This window comes from Bacillus sp. AFS031507, assembly GCF_002584635.1.
Lineage (GTDB): Bacteria > Bacillota > Bacilli > Bacillales > Cytobacillaceae > Neobacillus.
In genome coordinates, this window is record NZ_NUOW01000001.1 from 366,171 (window position 1) to 385,003 (window position 18,833).

At 37.9% G+C, this 18,833-nt stretch carries 18 protein-coding genes; 4 read left to right on the plus strand and 14 right to left on the minus strand.

The annotated features are described in order from the left end of the window. Positions 1-12 precede the first annotated feature (12 nt). The 5 genes from COE25_RS01690 to COE25_RS01705 all read right to left on the minus strand — a co-directional run bounded on the left by COE25_RS01690 (position 13) and on the right by COE25_RS01705 (position 2,356). A complete protein-coding gene (locus COE25_RS01690) occupies positions 13-465 on the minus strand; it encodes a DUF2085 domain-containing protein (protein WP_306572491.1) in 453 nt (150 codons plus the stop codon). Then, a complete protein-coding gene (locus tag COE25_RS30475) occupies positions 350-601 on the minus strand; it encodes a hypothetical protein (protein WP_142292133.1) in 252 nt (83 codons plus the stop codon). Before COE25_RS30475 ends, COE25_RS01690 begins: the two co-directional genes overlap by 116 nt. A 262-nt stretch (positions 602-863) precedes the next feature. Next, positions 864-1,376, minus strand: coding sequence for a hypothetical protein (locus tag COE25_RS01695; RefSeq protein ID WP_098930450.1), 513 nt, complete (start codon positions 1,374-1,376; stop codon positions 864-866). Beyond that, a complete protein-coding gene (locus COE25_RS01700) occupies positions 1,376-1,846 on the minus strand; it encodes a hypothetical protein (protein ID WP_088085585.1) in 471 nt (156 codons plus the stop codon). The genes COE25_RS01695 and COE25_RS01700 overlap by 1 nt, the downstream gene beginning before the upstream one ends. Positions 1,847-1,942: 96 nt before the next feature. Next, on the minus strand, positions 1,943-2,356 hold the full coding sequence (locus tag COE25_RS01705; protein ID WP_088085584.1) for a hypothetical protein: 414 nt from the start codon (positions 2,354-2,356) through the stop codon (positions 1,943-1,945). 159 nt (positions 2,357-2,515) lie between these two features. Here COE25_RS01705 and COE25_RS01710 point away from each other — a divergent pair, with 159 nt between their 5' ends. Beyond that, positions 2,516-2,995, plus strand: coding sequence for a GyrI-like domain-containing protein (locus COE25_RS01710; RefSeq protein WP_098930452.1), 480 nt, complete (start codon positions 2,516-2,518; stop codon positions 2,993-2,995). Between the two features lie 103 nt (positions 2,996-3,098). Here the strand turns inward: COE25_RS01710 and COE25_RS01715 are convergent, their stop codons facing one another. The 6 genes from COE25_RS01715 to xylR all read right to left on the minus strand — a co-directional run bounded on the left by COE25_RS01715 (position 3,099) and on the right by xylR (position 10,128). Then, positions 3,099-3,626 carry a DUF3231 family protein gene (locus tag COE25_RS01715; protein ID WP_098930454.1) on the minus strand — a complete coding sequence of 176 codons (528 nt, stop codon included), beginning with the start codon at positions 3,624-3,626 and terminating at the stop codon, positions 3,099-3,101. 55 nt (positions 3,627-3,681) lie between these two features. Further along, positions 3,682-5,385: a GMC family oxidoreductase N-terminal domain-containing protein gene (locus COE25_RS01720; RefSeq protein WP_098930456.1), complete on the minus strand. Its 1,704-nt coding sequence runs from the start codon at positions 5,383-5,385 to the stop codon at positions 3,682-3,684. Then, complete coding sequence (locus COE25_RS01725; RefSeq protein WP_098930458.1) at positions 5,385-5,927, minus strand: hypothetical protein; 543 nt, start codon at positions 5,925-5,927, stop codon at positions 5,385-5,387. Before COE25_RS01725 ends, COE25_RS01720 begins: the two co-directional genes overlap by 1 nt. A 1,001-nt stretch (positions 5,928-6,928) precedes the next feature. After that, positions 6,929-7,645 (minus strand): CAP domain-containing protein, encoded by a 717-nt coding sequence (locus tag COE25_RS01735; RefSeq protein ID WP_098930581.1) that lies wholly within the window; start codon positions 7,643-7,645, stop codon positions 6,929-6,931. A 311-nt stretch (positions 7,646-7,956) separates the two neighbouring features. Continuing rightward, positions 7,957-8,928 carry a 2-hydroxyacid dehydrogenase gene (locus COE25_RS01740; protein ID WP_098930462.1) on the minus strand — a complete coding sequence of 324 codons (972 nt, stop codon included), beginning with the start codon at positions 8,926-8,928 and terminating at the stop codon, positions 7,957-7,959. 42 nt (positions 8,929-8,970) lie between these two features. Then, entirely contained in the window at positions 8,971-10,128 is a 1,158-nt protein-coding gene (gene xylR / locus COE25_RS01745) for a transcriptional repressor XylR (RefSeq protein WP_098930464.1), read from the minus strand. 250 nt (positions 10,129-10,378) lie between these two features. Here xylR and xylA point away from each other — a divergent pair, with 250 nt between their 5' ends. The 3 genes from xylA (at position 10,379) to COE25_RS01760 (ending at position 14,662) form a co-directional block, all read left to right on the plus strand. Beyond that, complete coding sequence (xylA, locus tag COE25_RS01750; protein WP_098930466.1) at positions 10,379-11,710, plus strand: xylose isomerase; 1,332 nt, start codon at positions 10,379-10,381, stop codon at positions 11,708-11,710. A 404-nt stretch (positions 11,711-12,114) separates the two neighbouring features. Further along, the gene (xylB, locus tag COE25_RS01755) at positions 12,115-13,617 is read left to right on the plus strand and encodes a xylulokinase (protein WP_098930468.1); all 1,503 of its coding nucleotides are present in this window, start codon (positions 12,115-12,117) and stop codon (positions 13,615-13,617) included. A 13-nt stretch (positions 13,618-13,630) separates the two neighbouring features. Continuing rightward, positions 13,631-14,662 carry an aldose epimerase family protein gene (locus COE25_RS01760; protein WP_098930470.1) on the plus strand — a complete coding sequence of 344 codons (1,032 nt, stop codon included), beginning with the start codon at positions 13,631-13,633 and terminating at the stop codon, positions 14,660-14,662. A gap of 230 nt (positions 14,663-14,892) precedes the next feature. On the opposite strand, the gene COE25_RS01765 is transcribed toward COE25_RS01760, so the two are convergent. Genes COE25_RS01765 through COE25_RS01775 form a run of 3 tightly spaced genes read right to left on the minus strand, consistent with a single transcriptional unit; the run spans position 14,893 to position 18,767 of the window. After that, positions 14,893-16,131 carry a Ger(x)C family spore germination protein gene (locus COE25_RS01765; RefSeq protein ID WP_098930472.1) on the minus strand — a complete coding sequence of 413 codons (1,239 nt, stop codon included), beginning with the start codon at positions 16,129-16,131 and terminating at the stop codon, positions 14,893-14,895. Then, a complete protein-coding gene (locus COE25_RS01770; RefSeq protein ID WP_098930474.1) occupies positions 16,106-17,215 on the minus strand; it encodes a GerAB/ArcD/ProY family transporter in 1,110 nt (369 codons plus the stop codon). Before COE25_RS01770 ends, COE25_RS01765 begins: the two co-directional genes overlap by 26 nt. Before the next feature lie 7 nt (positions 17,216-17,222). After that, positions 17,223-18,767 carry a spore germination protein gene (locus tag COE25_RS01775; RefSeq protein ID WP_098930476.1) on the minus strand — a complete coding sequence of 515 codons (1,545 nt, stop codon included), beginning with the start codon at positions 18,765-18,767 and terminating at the stop codon, positions 17,223-17,225. Positions 18,768-18,833: the final 66 nt, after the last annotated feature.

The following is an 18,833-nucleotide window of genomic DNA, read 5'->3' on the forward strand; positions in this document are numbered from 1 at the left end:
TTTCCCTCGACTTTATCCACCTAAAAGCATGGATAGTATATAATCACTGCCTGTTACGATCAGGACGCTTTGCCCAAATCCACTCATTATACCTGTGGTAACTCTCAAGATATTATTACTCATCCGATATTTCCTTTTCTGTGTCCAACCATCAATAACCATTGGGACATTTAAAAGGAGCCCGAGCCATAATGACAAATGTATACCCGCTATCAACAAAAACGGGAAAAATAAATAGCCTGCCAAGATTCCGGTACATCTTGCACATAAGGGAAGAGTATACCCCTTAATGGTTATACTCCGAGACTTCATCCGATGACATGGAACGATATTTAGCAATCTCATTAGATTAATTACAATCCGGTCCACAATCACAATCTGGCCCACAATCCCCATCAAAATCCGGAATACAATCACAGTCTGGAGTCCAATCGTATTTCTTTTTTCGATGTTTCTTTTTTCCATAATAAATCAAAATAACCAGCAACAGTATTATTCCTGCACCAATGGTAATGGCCCCGACTGTTACTGTACCTTTTACCAATAAAGTAGTACCCACGACAAAACAAATAATCATCGCAGTTAAAAATAGAAAAAACATCCCCATCACCTTTGTCATTTAGACTTAACTTTTATCATTTATGCTACAGGACCTCACTTCTTACCATTTTTATGTTAATGTCTTTTTCTAAAATATTCCCTGACACCTGACCGATCCTTACACTATAAAGAATACTATCATTCTATTTCGCCTTTGAAGAGTTTCTTTCCTTCTTCCATTTACCCTCACATTGCTCATGAGAAAAACCGCCAAAGCCATGTTTTGAGCCTGACGGTTTTTTGATGTTAAGTTTCTCTGCGGCTTAATGTCCTTGTTTCAACTTTTCTAAAAATGGTTCTTTTTTCTTTATTAATTCATAGTAAAGGGCTGTGCTTGTCTGAACCACTAAAAAAACAATCAATGAATACTTCATACTATAACCATGCTGATAATGTGTTAGGCCCATAAAGCCGGAGACTTTTTCCATTAATAAACCGACAATGCACCACCCAAACACATAAATGATAAATGCCTTTCTGCCGATTTTAAATCTTTCATAAAAATAGACGAAAAAATAGCTGAATGGGGCAAACAAAAAATAGCTGAGCAAATCAAAAAGCTCATATTCGTTAGAATCATTGACCTTATAAAAATCTAGTAATCCACCGCCGATAGTGAAATCAAACAAAGTAGAGCTTGCGAATCCCCAAACTAAAAATAAAATCGTAATCGATGTAGGTAATCTTTTCGGAAATAGAAAAAATGCAGTATAAGAAACAACCAGCAAAATTAAGATATAAATCTCATTTTTATCAAAATTTTCCCATAATATCATTAATAACTCACCACATTCCGAGAGACCCTCGCAAATAATTTATAAGAAAAAATCGCAATACCATTTAGGATGAAAAAATATATTCCATCATACCAATAATGCCAATGTTTATATTCTATAATGTCATAAAAGTTAGAGAGACTACTTACACCCGTCAATAGAAAAACACCAAAAACCATTAGTATTATTTTCATCATCATCGTTTTACTCCGTAGAAGAAGATTTACCTGAATAAGGATTAGAAATGGTGTAATTACACTACGATTGAGTAGATAGGCCATATATTCCAAACTCTCTTGAGTACGTTTTATTAGCTTTAGTTCCTCAATGACAATCCAAGAAAAGTTAATACTAACAATTAAAATAACTAAAAAAATCAATGTATTCTCGGCAAACGATAGTTTCTTCTTTATAACTGCAAAAAGGGATACAACCAGCCATGCCAGGAAGAAAAAAACTACTAAGCCCATAAATAGCCTCCCAAAGATTTTAATATTAGTTTAGCTATTTTATTAATATTCATACTAAAAAAAGACAGGCCTCATTTTTGATATAAATTATTGAATTCAGTGATTTCTTTCTTTTAAAATATCCTGAATGATTTCCATATGAAATGCAGCCCATGCCTTTTCTCGAAAATGAAGGATGACACTTAAAGTTAAAACCATCAAATATGCAACCCCAAATATTGCCCAAAGTATGCTTCCATCCTTGAAAAGGAAGTCCATCAATGGTTTGGAAAATAGAAACAAAAGCCATGGGACAGAAGAAACAAAAATCGGTATGATCCCAGATCCATTCTTTTCCTTGATCATTCGATAATTAATTAATTGCAACATGCTGCTATCAAGTGATTGATACAGTCTTTGAACCTCTTCAATTTCTATGTATTCCCTCATATGTTTGGTGGATTCACCGTTGTTTATGGCTTTGTTAAGCCGAAGGTAAACTTTATGCGCATCGCCTCGAAATGAAAACATATCTTCTTACCTTCCCTGCTATTTTTTATATTATTTTTCGCGACTGACAGGATAGTATGTAAAATATAGAGAAATAGAAAAATGAATTATTTTTGCTTGTAACAAATTGGTTGTTAAAAAGACTTATAATTACAAATAGATGTAAGGAGGATGAATTAGATGAATTACAAAATTATTGAAAGAGACAGTTTCCAAGTTATCGGGATCAAGCGGGAGTTATCATGTGTTAATGGTGAAAACTTAATTGAGATCCCCAAAATGTGGGCTGATGTTCATGCAGATGGAACCAACGATTTATTACTCCAATTGAATAATGGGGAAATTAATGGGGTGCTTGGGGTATGTGTCGATAAAAGAGACACGCAGCAGCAATTAATGGATTACTGGATTGCAACGGAACATAACGGTGACACGCCAGAAGGTTTATTGAATCTCGAGATTCCACCTTCAATGTGGGGCGTATTTGAAGTTCACGGCCCAATGCCCGAGGCAATCCAGAAAGTATGGAAACAAATTTACTCTGAATGGTTTCCGTCAAGTCATTACAAGCATGCAGGCACACCTGATTTAGAAGTCTATTTCGCCGGTAATCCTTGGGGCCCTGATTACTACTCCGAAATCTGGATTCCTTTAAAATAACGGCTATCATGGTATTTGGCGTAGGCGGAGCCGATACTCAGGAAGAGCATCAGATCAAAATGAAGCCTTTCTAAAAAACTAACTGATTGTTGTAAGCAGTAACCTATGCTTTGTAAAAAGGCGGAATTCGCAGCCACTCATGCCGATCCAAATACTGTTTTACCGTTAAGCCCGCAGTAGTCTTCTTGAAAATAATTTTTGAAAAAATTAACCCAACATCTGCCCGAATAGATTCAGTAAGTCCTTTGGCAGCATAATTAACCCCCATAGCAAGATTATAAGACATTAAATTAGCCATTTCTTCATCATCTAATTTAGCACCCTCGGGTATACTCTTAAAATCTCCCACAGGTTTTTCCGGTGTCGATTGAGGAAAGGGAACCCCTTCTTTCATGAGAAACTCTTTCAGCTCGTCTCTAATTGGAATATGTACGGTTTCTCTTATATCCTTTAAAATTTGTTTTAATTCCGGATCTTGTGCAAGATTGTAACCGATTTCTTCATTACGCATTGTCGTTTCAGTACCTAAAAGAAAAAACCATAGGTTGGAAACCTCCATGACATTTAATGGTCTTTTCTCGCCGTCCATAAATGGTTCAAATACATCTTGTATTAAGTCAAATAATTTCATGTTTTGAGGACCCCACCAAACTTTGATTAGTATGATGGTAGGATTTCCAATCATACTAATTAAAATACTTATTGAATAGTTTTTCTGCTGTTCGGGTAGCTAATGCCTGTGTCGTAAGGGTAGGATTGACTCCGCCTAAACTATTATAATGGACGCTGTTGTCAGCGATATATAACCGTTTTACTTGTAATGACTCGCAATGTTGATCCACGACGAAGCCGATTCGCATCGTACTTTCCAAGTGAATCATCATTCCTGCCGGCCAATTTGACCATATAATTTTTTTTGCCCCCGCTTTTCGTAACAGATCTGCGGCTATTTTCACCAGTTCGCTTCGCTTCCTCCTGGATTGTTTGGCAGGCTGATACGTTACTACTGGGACAGGTCCATTTTCATCACTAACTACCGGGTCGAGAGTAATTCCGTTTTGCTGATCTACTTCATCATCAGTAGTTACTAAAATATTTAAGGTTCGACGGTAGGAGTCCATTGTTTCTTTTAAATCATTACCGAAAAGTCGCCCCTTAATATCCCAAGGATCGTCCATACTAGGCGGGTTTAAGAAAGAGTATCCAGACTCACTCACCCCATAAAAGGAAGCAGTTAATCCCGGACTCATACCAACCGACTGTACCGCCCCAAGTCCGGGGTAGTCCATCCTTGCTCCGCATGTATTTCCCACAAAAGGATTAATTTCTGAAGTTCCCAATATTGGCATCAAATCCTTTTCATCGAATATCCCGGATATCCAGTCCATATAATGATTAACCAATCCTCTTCCTACCCATGGATTGTCAGGCAGTCCTGAATTTAACCAAAGTCTTGGGGTTTCAATGCATCCGGACGCCATCACTACGATTTCTGCCCTCAGCTCTTCCTGCTCACCTGTCCAGGTGTCCCTTATTTTTACTCCAACCGCATGAAGCCCTTTAGCAACGTTATTTTCTGTTAATATTTTTATAGCAAAGGCGTTTGGTCTTATACAGACATTTCCTGTCTGTAAAGCAAGCGGAACATAACTGACATTTGTGGATCGTTTTGCAATTTTATCTACAGATGGGCCATGAGGACAACCGTTGATACAATGTCCCGAAAGAGTGCAGCCTTCCATCCAGGATAGTTCCTCTACGGAGAAGTTTGGATTTGTGATGTTATCATTGGGAGGTAAAATGGCATTAGGCTGCGGCCTATATCCTGGAACGGTCACATCTAGTGTAGGAATCAAGTTCCACCCAGCCTTTTTTGCACCATAATAAAATAATTCTTCCTTTGCCGTAGTAGCCGCAAAGTTGACCGGTAATGTCGCTTCAACCTTTTCATAATAGGGAATAAGTTCCCGATAAGATAGGGGCCAGACATTATCTATTGCGGCTGGATATGCTCGGGGGCAATTAGCCGTATAAGTCTGGGTGGTCCCTCCAACACCGGAGCATTGCCAAATTATGCCCTTCTGGTTAGCATTCCGAAACCATTGGGGGCGGCTGCGATCCGCCGGGCCCCACCGATATCTTCCTGAAACTAAATCATTCATATTCATTTCATACTTGTTCAACAATTGTTTATATAAAAAGATATCCAAATCAGCTGGTGTCGAACTGGATTCGGCTCCGGGCTGTGCATTTGGATGGGGCCACTTTTTGTTCCCGTACCAGGGGCCTGCTTCTAAAACCAAAACCTTTAATCCCATTTCTCCGAGCTCTTTTGCTATTACGGCTCCCCCGCCGCCTGCACCAATTACAATCACGTCCTGATTGTCCATTAGTCATTCACCTTCTTGTGTTGAATGGTTGCTAAGAATCCACGAAAATCACGATATCCAAAAGATGGACCAGGGTATAGAGTCTGGAACCATCCATGTGGAAAATATTCCACTCTTTTGTACTCAGGAGAAAATAGTCGTGTTGTTCCATAAGCTGTCCATTCAGAATAATGTCCAAACATAGGGAGTTCATTTAGGGCATCCATCATAATTCGAACAAGTCCCGGATTATTTTTGTAGGGAATAGGCAAGTTTTCAAGATTAATTTCAAGCCGTTCTATTAAGGTAATAGCCCTTAACCTGTCGATCGGCGAAAGCGATGAGAAGGGACCGCCCTCAGGAAATGTATTTACATGATGGGGATAAAGTTTCTGCCCCGTCTGGATTAATTGAGTAGCACCCATGTCCAGCAATTCAGCAGTAGCTTTCGACATGGTCCTACTATCTACTATATTTAATTGCGCTTTTACCGGGAGGGCAATCGAATGCTCCAATATCCAAATGACATATTCATACACATGTAATTCCAGTGCTCCAGCCACTTGAAACGTTCCTAATGAATCTTTATATCTAAAATGGGGTGGAATGATAGACTGAACTAGTGACTGAAATGTGGACCTAATATAACGATTTATGATTCGCTCACTTTCACTCGGTTCCGTTATTTTCCACCCCCTCTTAAAAGATTGAAGAATAATGACTTACACTTCCTAATAATATTAGTGTGTTCGTTCTTCTATGTCAGGAAGTTTAACTATAGGTATGAACAACCCATCCAAATCAATACTTTAATGTGAAAATGGGGAGAACTTAACCGAGATAGCAAAAATGTGGGCTGATGTTCATGCCTCTATTAAAGTTAATGAACGATTAACATCTAGTTCATATTTTATTAATAATTTAGCGTTATAGTTCATATTAGAGGGGATAGCACGCGTGGCTATCATGGTATTTGGCGTAGGTGGAGCCGGTACTTAGGAAGAGCACTAGTTAAACAGTAGCTCCCTTAAATATGTAAATCTTTTACTCACTTGTTTGATACATATGAAAATCCAACTGGAGTGCACCTCTTTAAGAAGGAGGTGTACTGTTTTTTATTGCATGTTTCCGTAACTAACATTGTTATAACTCATTAAAAATGATATTTTGTATAAAATTACACTTACGTTTTTGTATATTTTTGATTATTTAACGACTTTTCGCGTCAATGGGCGAATTTCTGAGTTTTATAAGCGAATCTTGGGGTTTAATGAGCGAATTTTGGGCTTTTATGGGCGAATCTAATGTTTCTATGGGCGAATTTAAGAATCAACAATCTTGCATCATTGCATTTCTGATCATAGGCTGGTTTATAATGCCCGTTTTGTGCGTTATATTTGGTTTAAACCTTGTATCGATCCTTAAAAAAATTAAAAATGAAGAGAAAACAGCTACTAAGGCTCACCACTTCATTTATATTTATCATCTGGAGTATTGCTATGATAGCTGCAGATAGTTGTGAATGACACAAAAAGCTCGGGGACATATTGTCCCCGAGCTTTCATTATTTACCGATAAATTCCTGTGTCCAGTAATTACCTTGTGATACATAACCAACACCGATATAGTTGTAGTTCGGGCTAAGGATATTCTTACGGTGACCTTCACTATTCATCCAAGCCTTGACTACTTCTTCAGGAGTTCGCTGTCCCATCGCAATGTTTTCACCTGCATATCGATAGGTGATGCCGTATTTTTTCATCATATCAAACGGTGAACCGTATGTCGGGCTTGTATGGCTGAAGTAGCCATTTGCAGACATATCACGGGATTTTTCATGGGCCATTTTGCTAAGTGTTACATCCACTTTAAGTGCGGGTAAACCATTTTTTGCCCGTTCTTGATTGGTCAGATCAACTACTTTTTGCTCATAAGCACTTAACGAACTTGTAATTGGTGTTGAACTTGGTGGTGTCGCAGTTACCGGTTGTTGCTGCACAGGCTGTGGTGTCGCCGTTTGAGCAGGCTCCTGTGTTGGTACGGTTGAATTTGGTTGAGTCTGAACAGGCTGCTTTACGGTATTTTGTGAAAATGTAAATCCTAAACTAGCAAGATATTTTTCGACTACACTATTAATCTCATCCATATTTGTCCCTTGGTATACATATACTTTTTCTTGCACGGAAGGGCTAGTAGTGGCAGCATGGGCTTTATTTAATACCGGATTTGACATCATTAACGCTGCCGCAGCTGCTACAGTTAGAATTGCTTTTTTCTTCATCATCGTTTCTTCCTCCTGTTTTGACAATTTGCCGATCTTTCGCAAATTCATCGTAACATATGATTTTTGTCATATTTGAGGAAGAATTTTACAGAAATAAAATACAATTAGTTCTTTCGATAGCTTCAAATTTATTAATCTACTGATACTCCGAGTCTCTCGAGTCCATTATAAAAATTGAATTTTCTTCTCATTATTAACTAAATATCGGAAAAATTACCAATAATTATATGACGAAACAGAGTTGACAACTCTTTAAACAACCACCTTTTTTAACAAATATTTCAGACAAGTATCGTACTTTACATTTATTATTTATGGCTAATCACTGGGGTAATTGCTTCATTACCAGTTAATACACTCACCATATTATCGGCAGCTAAATGAGCCATCCTCATTCTTGTTTTCAAACTGGCACTTCCAATGTGAGGCAGTGTAACCACATTCGGCAGGGATAATAATGGATGGTCAATTGGAACTGGCTCCTGTTCGAACACGTCCAGCCCAGCAGCCCAAATCTCCTCATTCTTCAATGATTGAAATAAAGCATCCTCATCGACAAGACCACCTCTAGCCGTATTGATCAAGATGGCATTTCTTTTCATTAAGGACAATTCTTCTTTTCCAATTAGGTGGTGTACCTCGGCGCTATAAGGTAACAGAAGGCAGACAAAATCAGATTGCTGCAACAAATCCTTCATTTCCCTGTAGTGAATCCCCAGCTTTTCTTCTGTTTCCGACTTCCGTGTCCGGTTATAATAGAGAACATTCATATCAAAGCCCTTTGCCCGCTTGACGAGTGCTTCTCCAATTCTTCCTAATCCAATAATCCCTAAGGTAGCACCATAAATATCTTGTCCAGTCATCTGCATTAGGGACCATGCTCCCCATTCACCACTGCGCAGGAAATCAGATGACTCCACGACTCTACGTGCAGCCGCCATTAATAGCGCAAAGGTTAAATCAGCTGTCGTTTCAGTTAACACGCCAGGAGTGTTGGTTACGACGATTCCCTTCTTAGCAGCAAAGTCAATATCGATATTATTATAGCCTACCGCTATGTTACTAATGACCTTTAACTGTTTGGCTTTACTTAGGACCTCTTCATCTATCTTTTCTGTTAGAAGACAAATAAGCCCATCCACATTTTCTATTTCTTTTAGTAAAACATCCCTTGGAACAGGGACATGTTCCTCGTGCCACATTCTCACCTGAAAATGATTTGAAAGTTTATCGATCATATCATCGGTGATCTTTCTTGTAATATATACTGTTCTTTTCAAATCGTCCTCCACCTTTCCACCTGGCGAAATAGCCATACAATTTTACGATGTAAACTTTTCTAAGAAATGTTCAATAGCAATCGAGGACGTCCCTAATGCGGGAGCATTTTTCCCTAAGGAAGACAGTAATAACTCATGACTGTTATTAAGTTTGTCATTACTTCTTGATAAAATAGAATTTCGAATCGAATTCAAAACCATAGGGAGAGCTTCAACAATGTCGTTTCGGATAATGACCGCTTGCGGATTAAATGTATTTAAGATACTTGTTAATCCAATCCCAAGGTAGAAACCGAAATTTTGTAATGCCATTAATATATCAGGATCATTTTGGTTAGCTAGATTAATCAATTCCTGATAGGAAGTGATGGTATCGTTATTCTGAAAAGTATGTAGTAATGCTTTTTCAGAGGCGTATAATTCCCAGCACCCTCGGTTTCCACAACTGCATTTGAGCCCATTAAAATCGATAGTCAGATGACCCATTTCTCCGGCAAACCCATTAACCCCTCGATATAAATCATTATTAATAACAATTCCGATCCCGATTCCAGTACCCACGCTAACGTAGATTATGTTTTCATAATTTTTAGCTGCCCCAAATACTTTTTCTCCATATGCGCCTGCATTTGCTTCATTTTCAATAAAAACTGGTACCTGAAATTCCTGTTCAATGAGCGATTTTAAGTCAAGTTCATAATTCCAGACGATATTTGGAGTGAAAATAACCTTTTGCTCGGTATTGACAAGGCCTGGTACACATAAACCAATGCCGATTAACCCGTAAGGAGAATCTGGGATTTGATTAGTAAGGTCTTTAATCATCGAAAATAAAACATCCTTGTTCTTATCAAGCGAAGGTTCCTCTAGATGATGATATTGATTTAGAACAATATTTCCTTTTAAATCCGTTAATATCCCATTTATAGAATCAACACCTATATCAATTCCGATAGAATATCCGGCATTTTTATTAAAAACTAACATGACAGGCTTTCTCCCGCCGCTGGACTGCCCTTGTCCTATTTCAAAAATAAGGTTCTTTTCAATTAACGTATTGACTTGAGAAGAAACAGTGGATTTATTTAATCCGGTTATTTCAGATAACCTTGCCCTTGAAACAGGGGAATTGGAAACAATTTCATTTAACAGTACCTTTTGATTCATTTTTTTCACTAACATTTGATCGGCAATAATCACAAATTCGCACCCCGTTTGTATAATGCGTAAATTAAGTCAAGTTGTTTTATAGTTATATAATCCTATTATAAATCAACATTTATCGGAAATATACATAAAATATTCAAAAAAAACTATTGATTAATGCGCTTTAATTTTATAAGATGTAATCAGATTAAAGTTAGTTTATCCAAACAACAAACTAACAAGACTATACATCCACTAGAGCTACATAGTTTTAAATAACAATTTATTTCAGGAGGGAAAAAACATGGTTCAAACAAATATGAATACCTATTTTGGAAGCGTAAACAAGGTGGCTTATGAAGGTAAGGATTCTAAAAATCCATTAGCGTTTAAATATTACAATCCTGAGGAAGTTATTAGCGGGAAAACAATGAAAGACATTTTACGTTTTTCAGTGGCCTACTGGCATACCTTTACTGCAGATGGATCCGATCCATTTGGCGCCGCTACAATGGAAAGACCTTGGAACCAATTCACTGGAATGGATTTGGCTAAAGCTAGAGTAGAAGCTTCATTTGAACTTTTTGAAAAGCTTGGTGTACCATTCTTTGCTTTCCATGATCGTGATGTTGCGCCTGAAGGCAGAACATTAAAAGAAACAAATAAAAATTTAGATATCATTATCGAAATGATTAAAGATTACATGAAAACAAGTAACACGAAACTATTATGGAACACAGCTAATATGTTTACAAATCCTCGCTTCGTCCATGGTGCAGCTACTTCTTGCAATGCTGACGTATTTGCCTATGCAGCAGCACAAGTGAAAAAAGGTTTAGAAACCGCCAAACTGCTTGACGCAGAAAACTATGTATTCTGGGGCGGCCGTGAAGGTTATGAAACATTATTAAATACCGACTTAAAACTTGAACTGGATAACTTAGCAAGATTTATGCATATGGCCGTTGATTATGCGAAGGAAATCGGCTATACAGGTCAATTCCTAATTGAGCCAAAACCAAAAGAGCCTACCACCCACCAATATGATACTGATGCAGCGACTACAATTTCCTTCTTAAGACAATACGGGTTAGAAGATTACTTTAAATTAAACCTGGAAGCAAACCACGCTACACTTGCTGGACATACATTCGAGCATGAATTGCGTGTCGCAAGAACAAGCGGCCTTCTTGGTTCCGTTGATGCAAACCAAGGAAATCCTTTACTTGGCTGGGATACGGATGAATTCCCAACCGATTTATATTCTACAACCCTGGCAATGTATGAAATTCTACAAAACGGTGGTCTTGGCCGCGGCGGCTTAAACTTTGATGCCAAGGTAAGAAGAACTTCCTTTGAAGCAGAGGATCTAGTACATGCGCATGTAGCTGGAATGGATGCCTTTGCAAGAGGCTTGAAAGTAGCACATAAATTAATCGAAGACCGCGCTTTTGAAAATGTGATTGCCGAGCGTTACAGCAGCTTTACGGAAGGAATTGGACTTGATATTGTTCAAGGAAGAGCCAACTTCCACACACTTGAGACCTATGCACTCAACAATGACACAATTAAAAATGTATCTGGGAAAACCGAACGCTTGAAAGCATTGTTAAACCAATACTTATTAGAAGTTTAAACAATTTTTCTACCTAATGGACCTTCTAACTGAAGAGGCCAATTCATTGGATGAAATGGAATAACTTCGGACGAAAACAGCTTAAATGATTAAAACGCTATCCTTTGAAACAAACATGAAGGATAGCGTTTATTTATAACCGAATGAAAAAAGTTAGTTTAGAATCTGACTTGTGGTTGAAGACAGCTTTGATGTCAAGTAATGAAGCTTTGTCCATCATCAGGGTTATTGGAGATACTTTTGGTGAATTTTCAGGTCCTTTTGTCTCCAATGGAGGCTATTAAAGACACTTTTGGTGAATTTTCAGGCATTTTTGTCCTCAAGAGGATTTTTCCAATCAGAAAAGTAAGTTACATAACATAACAAAAGTTCTATACAACTCTATGAAAAGTGAGGAGATCCATATGAAATATGTAATTGGTGTAGATTTAGGGACTAGCTCTGTGAAAGTGCTTCTCGTTGACCAAGAAGGCACCGTCAATTATTCGGTTTCAAAAGACTATCCGTTAATCCAGCAGCAGCCAGGATATAGTGAACAAAATCCCGAAGATTGGGTAGAACAAACAATTGCAGCATTACAGCAGTTAGTTACTGAATCAAACATTCACCCCGACGATATTGAGGGTCTTAGTTTTTCCGGACAAATGCATGGGTTAGTCTTGCTGGACGAAAAGCATCAAGTAATCAGAAACGCCATTTTATGGAACGACACTCGAACCACCCCGCAATGCAAGAAAATTGATCAGCAGCTAGGCGGTAAACTGCTTGAAATAACAAAAAACCCCGCTTTAGAGGGCTTTACCTTTCCAAAGATTCTTTGGGTAAAAGAGAATGAACCCGAAAGCCTAGAAAAAACAAACGTATTTTTACTTCCAAAAGATTACCTCCGCTATCGTTTAACAGGAAAAATACATATGGATTACTCAGATGCTGCAGGTACGCTGATGTTAGACGTTGTCAACAAATCTTGGAGTGCCGATATTCTTCGCACATTTGAAATCTCTGCTGCCATATGTCCTCCATTAGTGGAAACTGAAGACTTCGTCGGAACGATCTTGCCAGAGATTGCGGAGCTCACTGGTTTATCTTCATCGACTAAAGTGTTCGCAGGTGGAGCAGACAATGCTTGTGGTGCGATTGGAGCAGGGATTTTATCCGAAGGAACGGCCCTTTGCAGTATCGGAACATCCGGTGTGTTCCTTTCATATGAGAACGATAAAAACAAAAATTACGGCGGTAAAGTTCATCTTTTCAATCATGGACAAAAAGATTCCTACTATACCATGGGTGTCACGCTTGCAGCTGGCTATAGCTTAACCTGGTTTAAGGAAACCTTTGCCAAGGATCAATCCTTTGACAGTCTATTAGATGAAGCTGCCGGTTCGACCATCGGTGCAAACGGTCTTGTCTTTACTCCATTCCTAGTAGGTGAACGCACACCCTATGCGGATGCAAAAATAAGAGGAACATTTACTGGAATTGACGGCTCCCACAACAAAGGTGACTTTACTCGAGCGGTCATCGAAGGGATTGCTTTCTCGATTAATGAGAGTGTCGAAATCTTCCGCAATTATGGCAAGACCATTGATACCGTTATTTCTATAGGCGGCGGTGCGAAGAGTGAATTATGGCTGCAAATACAAGCTGATATCTTTAACGCAAGAGTCGTGAAGCAACAAAATGAACAAGGCCCAGGTATGGGGGCCGCGATGATTGCTGCAGCTGGATTGAATTGGTTCTCCTCTCTTCAAGAATGTGCAGAAGTCTTCATTAAAGCCGATAAGGTATATGAACCAAAACCAGAAAACGTTCAGCGCTATAAGGAATTCTATCAAGTGTACAAAGATATATATCCGCATACTGTTGCGATTAACCATCAATTATTTGATCTTCGAAAAGGGAATTAAAGAGGGATTATTAATGAAGCTAACTGAAACTGTTTTTGGTACATTGCATGGAAGAAAGGTAAAATCTTATACCATTACAAATGCGAATGGGATGGAATTAACCTGTATTGACTATGGATGTATTATTTCGGAAATTAATGTTCCAGATAGTCAAGGAAATTTAGAGAATGTTGTGTTAGGTTTTGACACTTTGCAAGAGTATATCGATCACTCCCCTTATTTCGGTTGTGTGATTGGCAGGAATGCCGGCCGGATGAAAAATGCGTCCTTCGAAATAGATGGAGAGTGCTATAACTTGTCCAAAAATGATGGAGAAAACAATCTTCATGGCGGACCGACTGGTTTTCATAACGTTATTTGGGATTCTACTGTTGAGAACAAAGAAAATGAAGTGAATATCATCTTTTCCTATACAAGCCCTGATATGGAAGAAGGCTTTCCAGGCAATCTTCATGTTACCGTCATCTATACGTTCAACGAGGTTAATGAGTTACTGATTACCTACAAGGCTGTTTCTGATAAGAAAACAATCGTCAATTTAACTAATCATTCTTATTTTAATTTAAGCGGTAATTTAAAAAGAACTATTCTTGATCATGAGTTAAAGTTAAAAAGCGATGCATTCTTAGAACTAGATGCATCTCTTCTTCCAACTGGCAAGGTTATCCCTGTGGATGGGACAGTATTTGATTTTAGAGAAGGTCAAAAGATAGCTCGAGGAATTGAATCTGACCATCCGCAAACGGAAATAGTTGGTGGCGGGTTTGACCATCCCTTCCTCCTTAGTGCTCAGAATCATAAGCAAATCAGTTTATATGATCGGGAAAGCGGTTGGAAACTAGAAATGGAGACAGAAGAGCCCACTGTTGTCTTTTATACTGGCAATATGTTAGGGAATGATTTTTCGATCAGAGGAAAACAAACGGAAAAGCATTTAGGCTTATGTCTTGAAACACAGAAACCACCTGGTGACCATAATTTCCCTTCCTTAATAGTAGAAAAAGATCAAGTTTACACATCCATGACAAAATACATTTTTCATTAGGAACACGGCGGTGCCAGCCCCAACCGCCAATTAATATGCGAACAGTGCCTGACACTGTTCGCATATTATAATATCGAGAAGTAAGGCAGGATGATAATACCAATGGTGAGGAAAAAAACAGCCACTGCACCCATCTTTTGTTTTCCCTTCCATAAGGAGACAGCAAACCCAAAAGTATATACAGTAATACTAAATAGACTAACGTAAATAAAAAGGCCCATCCTCTTACCCTACCTTTTCAGTGTTTTAGCTTGTTTCCCATAATCAATAATTTCAATACTGGGGTGCACACGAATGTCTGCATCCAGATACGACTTTCTCCAATTGAACTTTTTAAATTCTTGAATGGTCCCAAAATACCTTCTAGCATACATAGATAAGGGAAATGGTGCACCTTTTAATTTAGTTTGGGTTTTTTTAAATAACCTTTCATTTACTTTTTTGATATGATTAGCAATTTGTCTTTTTACTATTTGTTGGTTCCTTTTCTTCGCATAGTTGACCATTGATGGGTTTGACATAATTTCAATCTTTACTGGTATCGTGATATCAATCTTTAGCCTAGCACCCTTCATGTTCATTTTTACTTTATTACTATTTGTTTTTAAGACTCTTGCCGCTAACTGTTTCTGTTTATTCGAAAAAGGATCTGGTAAATCGATCAATATATCTTTGATGTTCGTGGTATCATCAAGAATATTAACCGTGCGTGTTTCTTGACCGTTTAGTTTTCCTATCATCACGCCATTCCTGAAAACCGCTGAGCCAATAAATTGTGTATCGTCAAGCTCGCCTGTGGCATTCACTTGACCCGCCATGTATTCATCTTCACTATGAACTTTAGGATTCTTATCCTTTTCGGCTGATGTGTACATCGCCAAAAAGAGGTCAGTCCCTCTTTCCAATGTGGTATAAAAGCGGAATAGAGTAGAATCTGGAATTAAACCATTTTCAATCCCATGATTGACCATATATTGAAAGTACTTATGTGGTCTTGTTTCCATTTTTGGACGATTTTTTAGAAAATACTCGCTTGCATTTTCTTTAGATATCGCTAAATAACTATCCATACGAATTTCTTTGTCCTTTACGACGGCGGAAAAAATCGTCATAAAATTTTTGTCTTTTGCATATTCCTCCGAAACAATAAAGATTTTTAATAATTCATAACTAATAGAGCGTGAGATAATCGCATTGGCCGTCCCTTTCGCTGCAATGAAATCATTGGCATCAAAGGTGATGATTTCTCTCGGCTTTTCTATAGAACCACCGCCACCTTGCATACTCCCTACTTCAGGATTAGCAAGTAACATCGTCACTTTTATTTTCCCTTTATGATTCGAATGATCAATTCCCAGCCCAATCACATAGGCTTTATCTTCAAGTTCTTCTTTATCCCAACAGCCTGTTAATATGCAAACAATAAATAGAAACATCAATACATTACATACTGTTCCTGTTTTTTTCATGTTTAAATTCTCCTTTTAACAGTGCCGCTAACCATAAAATTAGTGAAATGGCAGCAAACGTAGGACCAGCTATATTTAAGGTAACAGCTTTAAATTCTATGCTCACATAAAGTGGTGATTCAGGTATGCTTCCAATCAATAAATAAATTGTCGCTAGTGATGGAATTAAGTATTCAAAGTCTTTAATTTTAAAAAGATGACCGAACATAAGGGTATTTATATATAAAAATGCAGTAAAGCGAATAAAAGCAGACAATAACCATGTGACGAAAAAGATGATTTCAACATTTGGAAGAAAGGATCCAATTGAAATGAAACGAATGGCCGTATGGAATGGGTAACCTATCCCTCCCATGGATGCATCAAACATGCATATTAAAATTAAAATCGCTACACTAATTTGGATACTGACATATACAAAGGCAAACCATGTACCTTTTTTAAATTCTTTAATGGATGTTAGAAACGGGATTAACATAGTAAACAGAAAAAAGTCAGCAAAAAGGGTCAGCTTTTGAGAACTTTGCTTCAAAATTTCTAATTTACCAGGACCCCAGATTGGAAATATAGCTCGTATCGTACTTTCTTGAGTACTTAACATTAAAGCAAACCACAAAGAGACCACGGCAAGGTAAACGACAAGGTAAGCAACCGAGCCGATATGCTGAATCCCTTTTTTAGCACCATATGTACAAATGACCATTAAGAGGGCATAAATAATGAGATTAGGTGTGGTTGTAAAATAGAACGTTCGTATAATATTTGTATAGGTCCTGGTATCAAACGAAATGGCATAGGAACTAATCAAAAATATAAGAAGGCACACTATAAAACCTAGGTATTTTCCAAGTAATTTTTGAATAACGGAAAATAAATCTTTGTCTTGGAACAGCGTCAAAGTCTTTAGTAATAAAAAGAGCGGAATAAAAAATAACCCTGCTGATAGGATAGGAATCATCCATGATGCGTTCTGTACTTTACTATAAAGATGGGTTGGTGTATCTTCCATTGCCTTTGCACCCACCATTAAAATAGCAATGGATACATATTCACGAACGCCAAGTTTTCCAAGCTGCTGCTTCATATATTTTTTATTCCTTTCTTTGTTTAACCATATCCTTTGGTTTTAAATAACCAGGGCGAAACCTTTCTTTAATTGGAAGATGACGAACAAGAAGGTCCTTTGACGAGAAGAAATGCGGCGTCATCGGAGCAAAGTAAGGTGTGCCAAATGATTTTAATGAAACTAAATAAAAGAGAATGACCATAAAGAAGGCAGTCAATCCATAAACGCCCAGAAAACCTGCCGAAAAAATAAACAAAAGACGTGTGATGCGAATGGCAAAATTCATGCTTAAGTCACTAATAATAAATGAACTTAAACCGCTTAAGGCAATAACAATTATGACAATTGGGCTAATGATATTAGCTTGAACGGCAGCTTGACCTAGAATTAATGCACCTACAATCCCAATGGTTGGCCCAATAGGGGATGGCACACGTAATCCAGCTTCCCGTATAAGTTCAAAAGCTATTTCCATCATAAAGATTTCAATGATGGATGGAAAAGGAACTCGTTCCCTTGATCCTGCGAACGCCATTAATAAATCCGGTGGAATCATTCCTACATGATAGTTTGTAATCGCAATATAAAAAGCAGAGGCAAAAACAGCGACAAGAAAAGCAAGTAGTCGCAAAAACCGAATGAAATTACCATACGGTGCACGCAAGTAATGATCTTCCGGTGAATGCATTAAGGCCCAAAAGGTTGCCGGCAGGATCAGGCAGCTTGGCGAATTGGACATTAGTATAATAATGTGCCCCTCTTCAATGAACGAGGCTGCCCGGTCAGGACGTTCTGTATATAGTATCGTTGGGAATATGGACCTTGGTCTTTCTTCTAAATATTGCTCCAGGATACTTAAATCAAGAATTCTATCGGTATCAAGCGAAGTTAACTTATCCTTTATGGTTTGAAGTAGTTCATCATTTGCCAGGTCCTGTTGATAGACAAGAAATACATCGTTTCTTGACCGTTTTGAAATAACCTGAGACTCCACGATAAGATTTTCATTTTTTATTTTTTTACGGAGTAAGGCAATATTATCAATTACTCTTTCGTTAAAAGCTTCTTTTGCCCCTTTTACAATCACTTCATTATCTGACTTCTCTATGGAACGGCCGGGAATATTGGTTGTTTCAAATAAATGGCATTGGATATCTCCATCAATAAAGAGTGCTGTCATCCCGCCCGTAATAAATTCCGTAATCTCCCCAATAGTGGTGGCTGTTTTTTCGACTGGGTATGAAACGATATCTGCAATTTTTCCTGAAGTCTGCTCATTTTCAAGCAGTGGTTCCATAATGCCTTCCTGAATTCTTTGTATGTCAACCATTGTACTTATGAAAATAATAAAGGCACGGCAATTTAGGGCACGGATGGTAAACTCGCGAACTTTGATATCCGTATTTTTAGGAACACTGAAAATGGACTGAAATGTCTCTAAATTTTGATCATAATTGCTACTAATATCTTGTTTTTTTAATTCAATATCCCGTGCATTGGACTGTTCATGAAATTGTGGTTCTGTATTGAGTTTCTTAAAAAGCGGCTTTAAGATCCTTTTCTTCAACATGAACCACCCCCAATTTTTATATAGTTTTCCAGTTCTAGGGGTCTTTATGTACGAAAGATAAGAACA

Bases quoted from the DNA above. Each gene is read 5' to 3' on its own strand.
- COE25_RS01705 (WP_088085584.1), bottom strand. From the start codon at position 2,356: ATGTTTTCATTTCGAGGCGATGCGCATAAAGTTTACCTTCGGCTTAAC.
- COE25_RS01760 (WP_098930470.1), top strand. From the start codon at position 13,631: ATGAAGCTAACTGAAACTGTTTTTGGTACATTGCATGGAAGAAAGGTA.
- xylB (WP_098930468.1), top strand. From the start codon at position 12,115: ATGAAATATGTAATTGGTGTAGATTTAGGGACTAGCTCTGTGAAAGTG.
- COE25_RS01765 (WP_098930472.1), bottom strand. From the start codon at position 16,131: ATGAAAAAAACAGGAACAGTATGTAATGTATTGATGTTTCTATTTATT.
- COE25_RS01695 (WP_098930450.1), bottom strand. From the start codon at position 1,376: ATGATATTATGGGAAAATTTTGATAAAAATGAGATTTATATCTTAATT.
- COE25_RS01715 (WP_098930454.1), bottom strand. From the start codon at position 3,626: ATGAAATTATTTGACTTAATACAAGATGTATTTGAACCATTTATGGAC.
- COE25_RS01700 (WP_088085585.1), bottom strand. From the start codon at position 1,846: ATGGGCTTAGTAGTTTTTTTCTTCCTGGCATGGCTGGTTGTATCCCTT.
- COE25_RS01720 (WP_098930456.1), bottom strand. From the start codon at position 5,385: ATGGACAATCAGGACGTGATTGTAATTGGTGCAGGCGGCGGGGGAGCC.
- COE25_RS01735 (WP_098930581.1), bottom strand. From the start codon at position 7,645: ATGAAGAAAAAAGCAATTCTAACTGTAGCAGCTGCGGCAGCGTTAATG.
- COE25_RS30475 (WP_142292133.1), bottom strand. From the start codon at position 601: ATGTTTTTTCTATTTTTAACTGCGATGATTATTTGTTTTGTCGTGGGT.
- COE25_RS01775 (WP_098930476.1), bottom strand. From the start codon at position 18,767: ATGTTGAAGAAAAGGATCTTAAAGCCGCTTTTTAAGAAACTCAATACA.
- COE25_RS01710 (WP_098930452.1), top strand. From the start codon at position 2,516: ATGAATTACAAAATTATTGAAAGAGACAGTTTCCAAGTTATCGGGATC.
- COE25_RS01690 (WP_306572491.1), bottom strand. From the start codon at position 465: ATGGAAAAAAGAAACATCGAAAAAAGAAATACGATTGGACTCCAGACT.
- xylA (WP_098930466.1), top strand. From the start codon at position 10,379: ATGGTTCAAACAAATATGAATACCTATTTTGGAAGCGTAAACAAGGTG.
- COE25_RS01770 (WP_098930474.1), bottom strand. From the start codon at position 17,215: ATGAAGCAGCAGCTTGGAAAACTTGGCGTTCGTGAATATGTATCCATT.